The 10787-nt window shown below is 59.8% G+C and carries 9 protein-coding genes; 4 read left to right on the top strand and 5 right to left on the bottom strand.

The genetic code is table 11. From position 1 onward, the window contains the following. Together rlmD and PHI30_RS07025 are read right to left on the bottom strand one after the other, a co-directional pair. A partial coding sequence (gene rlmD, locus PHI30_RS07030; protein WP_300025821.1) for a 23S rRNA (uracil(1939)-C(5))-methyltransferase RlmD occupies positions 1-1319 on the bottom strand: 1319 nt, incomplete at its 3' end. A 51-nt stretch (positions 1320-1370) separates the two neighbouring features. After that, positions 1371-2972, bottom strand: coding sequence for an MBL fold metallo-hydrolase (locus PHI30_RS07025; RefSeq protein ID WP_300025818.1), 1602 nt, complete (start codon positions 2970-2972; stop codon positions 1371-1373). Between the two features lie 345 nt (positions 2973-3317). Between PHI30_RS07025 and secA the strand changes: the two genes are divergently transcribed. From secA to PHI30_RS07010, 3 genes are all read left to right on the top strand, one after another. Continuing rightward, positions 3318-6068, top strand: coding sequence for a preprotein translocase subunit SecA (gene secA / locus PHI30_RS07020; protein WP_300025815.1), 2751 nt, complete (start codon positions 3318-3320; stop codon positions 6066-6068). 121 nt (positions 6069-6189) lie between these two features. Further along, positions 6190-7005 carry a peptidoglycan editing factor PgeF gene (gene pgeF / locus PHI30_RS07015; RefSeq protein WP_300025812.1) on the top strand — a complete coding sequence of 272 codons (816 nt, stop codon included), beginning with the start codon at positions 6190-6192 and terminating at the stop codon, positions 7003-7005. Further along, a complete protein-coding gene (locus PHI30_RS07010) occupies positions 7002-8540 on the top strand; it encodes an ABC transporter substrate-binding protein (protein WP_300025810.1) in 1539 nt (512 codons plus the stop codon). The genes pgeF and PHI30_RS07010 overlap by 4 nt, the downstream gene beginning before the upstream one ends. Positions 8541-8698: 158 nt before the next feature. Here the strand turns inward: PHI30_RS07010 and PHI30_RS07005 are convergent, their stop codons facing one another. Next, positions 8699-9415 (bottom strand): pyridoxamine 5'-phosphate oxidase family protein, encoded by a 717-nt coding sequence (locus tag PHI30_RS07005; protein WP_300025808.1) that lies wholly within the window; start codon positions 9413-9415, stop codon positions 8699-8701. 114 nt (positions 9416-9529) lie between these two features. Between PHI30_RS07005 and PHI30_RS07000 the strand changes: the two genes are divergently transcribed. Continuing rightward, positions 9530-9874: a sigma-70 family RNA polymerase sigma factor gene (locus PHI30_RS07000; RefSeq protein ID WP_367186352.1), complete on the top strand. Its 345-nt coding sequence runs from the start codon at positions 9530-9532 to the stop codon at positions 9872-9874. A gap of 119 nt (positions 9875-9993) precedes the next feature. Here the strand turns inward: PHI30_RS07000 and PHI30_RS06995 are convergent, their stop codons facing one another. Together PHI30_RS06995 and PHI30_RS06990 are read right to left on the bottom strand one after the other, a co-directional pair. Beyond that, a complete protein-coding gene (locus tag PHI30_RS06995) occupies positions 9994-10545 on the bottom strand; it encodes a 4'-phosphopantetheinyl transferase superfamily protein (RefSeq protein ID WP_300025806.1) in 552 nt (183 codons plus the stop codon). Between the two features lie 3 nt (positions 10546-10548). Further along, on the bottom strand, positions 10549-10779 hold the full coding sequence (locus PHI30_RS06990) for an acyl carrier protein (RefSeq protein ID WP_300025804.1): 231 nt from the start codon (positions 10777-10779) through the stop codon (positions 10549-10551). Between the last annotated feature and the right edge of the window lie 8 nt (positions 10780-10787).

Here is a 10787-nt window from a genome sequence, read left to right as displayed (position 1 = left end):
TCAACGTGCCGTGTGCCGGGGAACATATCCACCGCCGCGGCGCGGACGGCCTGATAGCCAAAGGTGGAAAAAAGCTTGATATCCCGGCCCAGCGTGGCGGGGTCGCAGGAAACATACACCACCCGCTGGGGGCCCATCTCCGCAATCGCGGCAATGACCTCCGGCGTCAGGCCCTTTCGGGGCGGGTCCACGGTAATGACGTCGGGCCGCAGGCCCTCCTGCTTCCATTTTTCCGCCATATCCGCCGCGTCGCCGCAGAAAAATTCCGCATTTTCGACCTGGTTCCGCTTCGCATTTTCCCGTGCATCCTCGATGGCAGGCGGCACGATCTCCGCTCCGATCACCTGCTTTGCCTTTGCGGCCATGCACAGTGTGATGGTTCCGGTCCCGCAGTACAGGTCCAGCACCGTTTCCTCCCCGGTCAGGGCGGCAAATTCCAGCGCCTTGCCGTAGAGGACCTCCGCCTGCTCCCGATTCACCTGATAAAAGGACGGCACGGACAGCTTGAACTGAAGGCCGCAGAGCGTATCGATTAGGAAATCCTGCCCCCAGAGCGTGCGATACCGCCGCCCCAGGACCACATTTCCCTGTTCGGTGTTGCTGTTTAAAACCACGCCCACCGTCTTGGGCGCGGCGGCGCAGATTGCCGCCACCAGTTCCGGCTCCCGGGGCAGCTGCTTTCCGTTGACCACCACACAGCAAAGGCTCTCGCCCTTTTTGTTCACCCGGACATAAATATGGCGCACGAGCCCCTTGCCGGTGGTCTCGTCGTAAGAAGAAACTTTATAGCGCCGCATCCACTCCCCGATTGCCTGGGCGATCTGGTCGGAGATCTCCGACTGGATGAGACACCGGCGGATGGGCACCACCCGGTGGCTCCGGGCCTCGAAAAAGCCGATGGCGCCGTCAGGTCCGACGGGGTACTGGCTTTTGTTGCGGTAGTGCTGCGGGTCGCGGGCCCCCAGGATTTCCTCTACCCGGACGTCTGTGCCGCCGATGCGCGCCAAGGCGTCCTGCACCCGCGCCCGTTTGGCCCAAAGCTCTTCCGGATAGGTGAGGTGTTGGAAATCGCAGCCGCCGCACTTGCCGAAATAGGGACACTCCGGCTTGACCCGCTCCATGGAAGGCGTGTGAATTTTCACGATCTCCCCCGTCGCCACGGTTTTCATGACCTTGGTGATCCGCAGATCGACGGTTTCTCCCCGCACAGCCTGCGGCACAAACACCACAGCCCCATCCAGCCGGACGATCCCCAGCCCCTCGCTGGAATAGCCCTCTACCGTCCCCGTGTAGACCTTATTTAAAAGCAGTTTCTCCATAACGGTTCCTTTACTCTTTCCGCGCCCGCCCATATCGGGCGTCCGCGCTTTTTAAACGTCCCACTTCTCCAGCAGCTGGCGAAGCTGATCGGCAAACTTGGCAAGCGTCTTATTGTCCCGGCCCTTGCTGCGTTTAATGGCCTCCATGACCATCTGTCCAACCGCCACCAATCGCTCGTAAGCGGGCGCGCTCTTGACGCCGGCAGCCGTCTTGGTCTTGCGCTCAGGCAGATATCCGGCGGAAACCACAGCGTCTGCAATCAGATCGTAGACCTCCGTATACTGCGGCGCGTGGGCGGAAAAGCCCATTTGGGCAATGGTCTGTGCGAAGAAGGGCGCGACCTCCCGGTCGCCGTGGACCACAAACACATGCTGGGGCTTGGGTTCTTTGAATCCGGCGATCCAGCCCAGCAGATGGTCCCGGTCCGCATGGGAGCTCAGGCCCTGGAAGTTTTCGATCTCGGCATTGACCGCGATCTCCTCGCCGAACATCTTGACGCTCTTCGCGCCCTCCAGCAGCGTCCGGCCCAGAGTCCCCTCGCCCTGATAGCCCACAAACACCACCGTGCTCTCCTTGCGCCAGAGGTTGTGCTTGAGGTGATGGCGAATTCGGCCCGCGTCGCACATGCCGGAAGCGGAGATGATGACCTTGGGCGTGGGGTCCATGTTCAGCGCCTTGGACTCCTCTCCGGTCTCCGTCATTCTGAGGTTCGTAAAATTGAACATATGGGTGCCGTCCGCCACCAGCGAGAGCGCCTCTTCATCCAGATACCCATGGAGATTGCCGGTGAAGATGGTGGTGGCCTTCTTGGCAAGGGGCGAGTCAATATACACCGGAAAATCCGGATTGCTTTTGACCATACGCTTGTCCTTGATTTCCCGGATGAAGTACAAAAGCTCCTGCGTGCGGCCCACGGCGAAGGAGGGAATGATGACGTTGCCGCCCCGGGCGATGGTCTTGTCAATAATTTTCGCCAGATCGTCGGTATAGCTCCAGACCTCCGTGTGGTTCCGGTCGCCGTAGGTGGATTCCATCACCACGTAGTCCGCGCCAGTGAGCGGCGTCGGGTCCCGGATGATGGGCTGGTCCACGTTGCCCAGATCCCCGGAAAACACCAGTTTTTTCGTCACGCCGCCCTCGGTGGCCGTGACAAGAATGCTGGCGGAGCCAAGGAGATGGCCCGCATCCACGAATTCCACCGTCACGCCCTCGCACAGCGCCACCTGCTGGTGGTATTCGCACGTCGTCATAAATTCCCGGACCCGGGAAGCGTCCTCAATGGTGTAGAGCGGTTCCACCTTGGGCGCTCCGGAACGCTCCGCCTTGCGGTTTTTCCATTCCGCGTCCTGTTCTTGAATATGGGCGGAATCCAGCAGCATGATGTCCAGCAGGTCCGCCGTCAGCCGGGCGGTGAGGATGCGCCCCTGAAAGCCCTGCTTGATCAGCATGGGAATGCGCCCGGTGTGGTCGATATGGGCATGGGTCACCAGCAAATAATCAATGGAGTTCGCCGCAAAGGGAAACTCCGCGTTGGATACCTCGTCCCGCCCCTGCTGGAGTCCGCAATCCACCAAAATGCGTTTGCCGCCCACCTCCAGACAGTGGCAGCTGCCAGTTACACATTGATCTGCGCCGAAAAAGCTGAGTTTCATAGGACGTCCTCCTTGCTCAAATGATATTGTTAGTATTTTACCATACCTCGCAGGAAAGCACAATCGACGTTTGCGGTCGATTGTCTGTTTTCCCGGCCTCTCCCGCCATTTTGCGGCGAGCGCAGCCGCATTTTTTTCAAAGAACCGCTGAAAAAAGGCCGGGTGCTTCGTTTACTTTGCCCGCCGATTGTGAACTTTTCTCTGTTTTCATTTTTTTCTTTGCATTCCATGCCAAATTGTGATATGCTACATTTGCTTTTTTGCGAGTTTCTTTATTTATAATGAGTCTATTTTCTTCCCTTTCTCAGGAAAGAGCCGAAATCGGAAAGGATGTTTTTGAATACTATGGGTCTGATGAAAAAATTGTTTGGGGATTACAGCTCCCGTGAGTTGAAATCCATTTATCCCATTGCGGATAAAATCGAGGCCCTGGCCGACGAATACAAGGCTATGACCGATGCGCAGCTGCAAGCCAAAACCGCCGCGTTCCGTGAGCGTCTCGCAAACGGCGAGACGCTGGACGATCTTTTGCCGGAGGCCTTTGCCACCGTGCGGGAGGCATCCGACCGCGTGCTGGGCATGCGTCCTTACCGCGTGCAGCTGGTGGGCGGCATCGTGCTGCACCAGGGCCGCATCGCCGAGATGAAAACCGGTGAAGGCAAAACGCTGGTCGCCACCCTCCCCGCATACCTCAACGCCCTCTCGGGCCGCGGCGTCCACATTGTCACCGTCAACGATTACCTCGCCAAGCGCGACAGCGAGTGGATGGGCAAGGTCCATCGCTTCCTGGGGTTGAAGGTGGGCCTCATCGTCCACGGGCTGAACAGCAAGGAGCGGCAGGAGGCCTACGCCGCGGACATCACCTACGGCACCAACAACGAGATGGGCTTCGACTACCTCCGGGACAACATGTGCATCTACTCCACGGAGCTGGTCCAGCGGGGCCACGCCTTTGCCATCGTGGACGAGGTGGACTCCATCCTGATCGATGAGGCCCGCACGCCCCTGATTATTTCCGGTCAGGGTGAAAAATCCACCCAGCTCTATGACATGGCCGAGATGTTCGTCTCCCGCCTGAAAAAGCAGGTGGTTGTCCAGATGGACAACAAGGAAGAAGAGGACAGCAACATCGACGCCGACTACGTTGTGGACGAGAAGGGAAAGAGCGCCACGCTCACCGCCCGAGGCATCTCCCGCGCGGAGGAATTCTTCCACGTGGAAAACCTCTCCGACCCCTCCAACTCCACCCTCAGCCACCACATCAATCAGGCGCTGAAGGCCCACGGCACCATGAAGCGGGACATCGACTACGTCGTCAAGGACGGCGAGGTCATCATTGTGGACGAGTTCACCGGCCGTCTCATGTTCGGCCGCCGATACTCCGACGGGCTTCATCAGGCGATTGAGGCCAAGGAGCACGTGAACGTCAACAGCGAAAACAAGACCCTCGCCACCATCACCTTCCAAAACTATTTCCGCCTGTACGACAAGCTCTCCGGCATGACCGGCACCGCCATGACCGAGCAGGAGGAATTCGGCACCATCTACAATCTGGATATCATTGAGATCCCCACCAACCGCCCCAACCAGAGAGACGACCACCACGACGTGGTGTACAAGACGGAAGCGGGCAAATTCCGCGCCGTGATCGATCAGGTCAAGGCGTGCTACGAAAAGGGACAGCCCATTCTGGTGGGTACGGTATCCATTGAGAAAAACGAGATGCTCTCCGCACTTTTGACCCGCGAGGGCATTTCGCACAATCTGCTCAACGCCAAGAACCACGAAAAAGAAGCCGAGATCATTGCGCAGGCCGGCAAGCTGGGCGCTGTCACCGTGGCCACCAACATGGCGGGCCGCGGCACCGATATCATGCTGGGCGGCAACGCGGAATATCTTTCCAAGGCGGATCTTGTGAAGGCCGGTTACAGCGAGGACGTGATTGTGGACGCCACCGGCTATGCCGAAACCGCCGATGAGGAAATTCTCGCCGCCCGGGCACTGTTCGCCGAAAAAATGGCCCAGCACAAGGCCGCGATTGCCGAAGAGGCCGAAAAGGTCCGCGCTGCCGGCGGTCTCTTCATCATCGGTACGGAGCGCCATGAGTCCCGCCGGATCGACAACCAGCTCCGCGGCCGTGCCGGCCGTCAGGGCGACCCCGGCGAGACCCGGTTCTATATCTCTCTGGAAGACGATCTGATGCGTCTTTTCGGCGGCGAGCGCATCACCAACATGATGGAGAAGTTCGACCTCGACGAGGATACCCCCATCGAAAACAAGATGCTGACAAAGGCCATTGAAAACGCCCAGACCACCGTGGAATCCCGGAACTTCCAGTCCCGGAAATCCGTTTTGGAATACGACGACGTGATGAACAAGCAGCGGGAGCTCATCTACGAGCAGCGCCGTCAGGTGCTGGACGGCAAGGACCTCAAGGAGACCGTGCTGAGCATGATGCGCGCGTCCATCTCCAGCCATGTGGCGCTGGTGCTGGCGGAGCATCCCACGCCGGACATGGCGGCCTTCAAGGAAATGCTGCGGAGTCTGGAGGGCACCTATTTCCTCCCCGGCGCCGTTTCCCTTACCGAAGAGGAACTCTCCGGTAAGAGCGCGCAGGACTTTACGGACCTCTTTACCGAGGCCGCCGAGCGCACCTACGACGCCAAGGAATCCGAAATCACCACGCCCATCATGCGGGAGCTGGAACGGGTCATCATGCTGCGGGTGGTGGACGAGTACTGGATGGACCACATCGACGCCATGGACGATCTCAAGCAGGGCATCCGCCTGCAGGCATACGGCAACAACGACCCCGTGGACGCTTACAAGCGGGAATCCCTCGCCATGTTCGAGGAGATGGTCTCCGCCCTGCAGGACGAGACCGTCCGTCGGCTGTACTCCGTGCGGCTGAAGAAGGACGAGGAAGTCAAGCGGGAGCGCGTGGCCAAGGGCATGGTGGAAAATGTGGGCGGCGACGACACCGCTCCCAAAAAGCAGCCCGTAAAGACCGTGAAGATCGGCCGCAACGATCCCTGCCCCTGCGGCAGCGGTCTGAAGTGGAAGAAGTGCGACTGCAAGGAATACCATCCGGACTAAGCGTCCCCTCCTCTGCAAGTCGGCCCGGATTCCGGAAAGCACTGCAATCAAATCATCAACGCCCCCTGTTCTCTCCTGCCGGAGGGCGGGGGGCGTTCTCTCGTTTCAAGGAGGAACGCCGATGTCCTTTGAATCCCACACCCTCTCCTGCCTGAAATCCCCCCTCCTCGCGGCGCAAGCGGGCATTGCCCACGGGTTTTCCACCCGCTTGGGCGGCGTCAGCGCGCCCCCCTTTGACACGCTGAATCTGGGCGTGGGACGGGGAGACGAAAGCGCCGCCGTGGAGGAGAATTTCCGCCGCTTTTGCGCTACTCTCGGGACCGACCCCGCCCAGGTGGTGCTGAGCCGCCAAGTCCACGAGGCCACTGTCCGCGTCTGCCATACGGAGGACGCCGGGAAGGGCCTGTGGTCCCCCCGGGACTACACGGCGGACGCGCTGATCACCCGGGAGCGCGGTCTTTCGCTGGTGGTCTTTTCCGCCGACTGCGGCATTTTGCTGCTCCACGACCCCGTTCAACACGCCGTCGGCGCCATTCATGCCGGTTGGCGGGGCTGCGCGGCGGGCATTGTGGAAAAAACCGTCCAGGCAATGCAGGACGCTTTTTCCTCCCACCCCCGGGATCTGGTGGCCGCCATCGGTCCCTGCATCGGCTCCTGCTGCTTTGAAACCGACGGCGACGTGCCGGACGCCATGGTGCAGGCGCTGGGCGCTGAGGCCGCGCCCTATCTCGTGGAGCGGGGTGCAAAATACCACGTGGACCTCGCGGGACTGAACCGTTTGTGGCTCCTCCGGGCCGGGCTTTCGCCGGAGCGGATCGACACCTGCGGTCTTTGCACCGCCTGCCGTCCGGACCTGTTCTGGTCCCACCGAAAAATGGGTGAACGCCGGGGCGCCCAGATCGCCATGATCGCCCTGACCGAAGGAGAGGGTCTATGAACCGCCATTTTTTGAAGGTGCTTCTCTCTTTTTCGCTGGCCGCCGTCCTTTTGACCGGCTGCTGGCAGGAGGCGCCTCCCGAGGTGGAGGGCCTCACCCCCGTCCAATCCGGTCAAAGCGCCCCCCAAACCACCGAGACCCGGTCCATTCTCCCCAAGGTATTCGCTCTCCCCTATGCGCCCGACCAGTCTCTGGACCCGGTCTCCTGCCCGGACGGCATGCAGCAGACGGTCTCTTCCCTTCTGTACGAAGGGCTGTTCCGCCTGAACGAAGCGCTGGAACCGGAAGCATGGCTGTGCCAGCAGTACACCTACGATTCCGCCGCATACGTCTATACCTTCGTGCTGAAATCGGGGATCACCTTTTCCGACGGCGCGCCGCTGACCGCCGCCGACGTAAAGGCCACGCTGGACCGCGCCCGCTCCGCCGAGCGCTACCGCGCCCGCTTTGCCGGGATTGTCTCCATCTCCGCCGCCGGTAACACCGTTACCATCTCTCTCAGCGGACCTAACACCGGCTTTCCGGCCCTGCTGGACGTCCCCATTGTAAAGGCCGGCACGGAGAAGGACGCCGCGCCGGTGGGCACCGGTCCCTATCTCTTTTCCGTCAGCGACGGGAGGGCCTATCTGGTGGCAAATCAATCCTGGTGGCGGGGCGGCAGGCAGCCGATAGACCGCATCGCCCTTGTGGAGGCGGCGGACCGGGACACCATGCTCTACCGCTTCACCTCTCACGACGTCCAGCTCATCACCGCCGACCTCATCGGTACCAGCTCCATCAGCGCCACTGGAAATACCAGCTATCTGGACGCCGATACCACCACCCTTTTGTATATTGGCTGCAACACCACCCGCGCTCCGCTGGACAATGCCGCCTTCCGTCAGGCGCTCTGGAAGGGCTTCAACCGCTCCTATGTGGTCAGCGCCTTTCTCTCCGGTCATGGCGCTGCGGCGCAGTTTCCCGTTTCTCCCCGCTCCTCCCTCTATCCCGTCTCTCTGGAAGCGCGCTATTCGGCAGACGACTTCGCTGCCGCGCTTACAGCCAGCGGATACACCCCCAGCCACACACTCACGCTGCTGGTCAACGAGGAAAACAGCTTCAAGGTTTCCGTGGCGGAGTATCTTTCCTCCTTTTTAACAGCGGCCGGCGTTCCGGTGAAGGTAAGCGCCCTTCCATGGGAAGCTTACGCCGCCGCCCTGTCCGCGGGAAACTTCGACCTCTATTTCGGCGAAGTGAAGCTCACTGCCGATTGGAATCTCGCAGGGCTTCTCTCCACCGGCGGCGCGCTGAATTACGGACGGTGGTCCAATCCCCAGACGGACCAGCTTCTTTTGGCCCTGTCCGCCGCCACAGACCGCGCCGCAGCGATGGAGGCCCTGTGCACCCATCTGCGGGCGCAATCCCCCATCCTGCCCGTCTGCTTCAAATCCGCCTCCGTCCTCATGCAGACAGATGTGCTGGACGGCCTGACCCCCACCATGGCAGAGCCTTTTTATAACCTGAGCGAGTGCGTGATCCACCTGCAAGCGGAATAAAAGGCGCGCCCTGCCGCTCTCGCGTGCCCAAACAGCCCGCAGTCCGGTTTTATGGTTTTCCGGAAAGCGTTCCAGCTTTGGGGAAGCAAAATGACAAACAAGGCCACACAGCGAAAGCTGTGTGGCCTTGTTTGTATCCGTTTTTCGGCGCGTCCGTGTTACGTTCTGGCCTTGCCGGTGATCTCCTCCACCGCCAGACGCCACACCGCCGTTTGGGCGAGGGCGGCGTCCGCTGCGGAGTCAAAGCGGTCCATGCTCTCCGGCGTGTGTCGGAGGCACAGCAGCCGCAGCGCCTTCCTTTTCTCTGCCGCGTCGGTGATCTCCGCCACGCTGCCAAAGGCGACGGCGGATTCATAGCGGACCGAAAAGCACTCGGGCTGAATTTGCGCCTGTCCCACGCAGTTCAAGCACACCTTCGGATTCTTTCGCAGGGCGTCCGCCTTCCGTCCGGTCAGCGCGCTGTGGAAATAAACCGTCTCCCCATCCCGGACGATGGTCAGCGGCACGCCGTAGGCTCTGCCATCCACTGCGGTCATGGCCAAAAAGGCATACGCGCACTTGTCCACCACGCTCCATGCAAATTCCGCGGACTGCTGCCGGTCTTTTCTGCGCATTTCCATTTTGCAATGTTCCTCCTTTTTGATCAGTTCCCACTTCTCTTTTCGACTGAGTTTTTTGATTTGCAGCTCCCGCCGCAGCGCGGCAGACTTATCCGGCACCCGCTCCTGATAAACCAGAGAGACCGGCAGATGGCTACGGGTATACTTGGCGCCTTTGCCGCTTTGATGCGCTGCCAGCCGCCGCTCCACATGGTCGGTGCAGCCGGTGTACAGCGACCCGTCTCCGCACGCAAGCATATAAACAAACCACGCCACTGCCGCCGCCTCCCTTTCCTGTTTGCAAATCAGTATAACATATCTCCGCAAGCAGTGCAAAACCCGTATGAGGACTTCCCTTGCCCGCATAGAAAGGAGCAAGGAGGAGATACTATGCTGTCTGCCGCATTGCTGTTATTTGCCAACACGCTCCTGTTTACCCTGCGCCTGTCCGGCGGCGGTTCCTTTCCAAAGCCGCTTTCCGCCGCAGAGGAACAGGATTGCCTGCAGCGCTGCGCCAAAGGGGACGCCGAAGCCCGGAACGCGCTGATCGAACGAAACCTGCGCCTGGTTGCGCACATTGTCAAGAAGTATTATACGCAAAGCACCGATCAGGAAGATTTGATCTCCATCGGCACCATCGGTCTCATCAAAGCCATCTCCAGTTTCGACGCCACAAAAGGCGCGCGCCTTGCCACATATGCTGCCAGATGCATTGAAAATGCTATGCTATCATAGCGGCTTAACCATATGAAAACGGGACCGCCCTGCCATGGCAGAGCGGTCCCGTTTGATTGCATAGCGCCATATAGGACGGATGACGCTTCCGTCATCCGTATTCCGCGCCGCCGTTTCCTTTACAGCTCCGTCAGATGCACGGCGCCGATTTCCTGTGCGCACAGGCACAGCGCGTACTCCTTTTGCCAGGGCAGCAGCCGAAACTGAACCCCCGCCAAATGCGGGAATTCCCCCGTTTGGCTTACCACCGAAAAATTCTCCAATTCTTCCGTGATGCCCTGCCCGGTATATTTTACGTAGCTTTCCTTCGCGGTCCACAACTCAAAAAAATTCAAATAGCCGCGCCGGTTCAAAAACGCGTCCTCCCATGGATGGAAAAACCGTTTCGACAGTTTTTCACGCTGGCAGGGCTGGTGTTTTTGCAAATCCAGTCCCACCGGCCGGTCGGAAAAGGCGCACATCCAAAAAGCGCCGCTGTGCGTGATACTAAAGTGCACGTCGGTCATCTGGGTGAAATGCGGCTTGCCCTTGGGCCCGTGAGAAATGGTCCAGCGGCATTCCGCCGCGCCGGTATACTGTGCTGCCGCCCGGTACAGCAGGCGGTGGGATTCCTCCGCGCCGCCGCCGAAGGGACAGGTGTAAATCAGCACATCCGCTCCCTGATCGTTCATCGGTTAAGGCTGGGTAAAGCCTCTGCCGGCTAAATAATCAATCACATCTTTTACCTGATGCAGATGCCACACATCCCGGGTGGGGATGGTGGTATCAAAGTGGTCCTCGAATTTTCCGATAATATTCATCACATCAAAGGAATTGAGCGCCAGGTCCTGAACGAAATCGGTATCGTAGGTAAGCCCGTTCTTTCCGGTGACCTGATAAACAATCTCCTCAATCAGTTGCAGCATTGAGCAAT

The organism is Oscillibacter sp. (assembly GCF_028693505.1).
Classification (GTDB): Bacteria; Bacillota; Clostridia; order Oscillospirales; family Oscillospiraceae; genus Oscillibacter.
The sequence above is the reverse complement of the archived record's forward strand: the minus strand, read 5'-3'. Positions and strand labels throughout refer to the sequence as shown.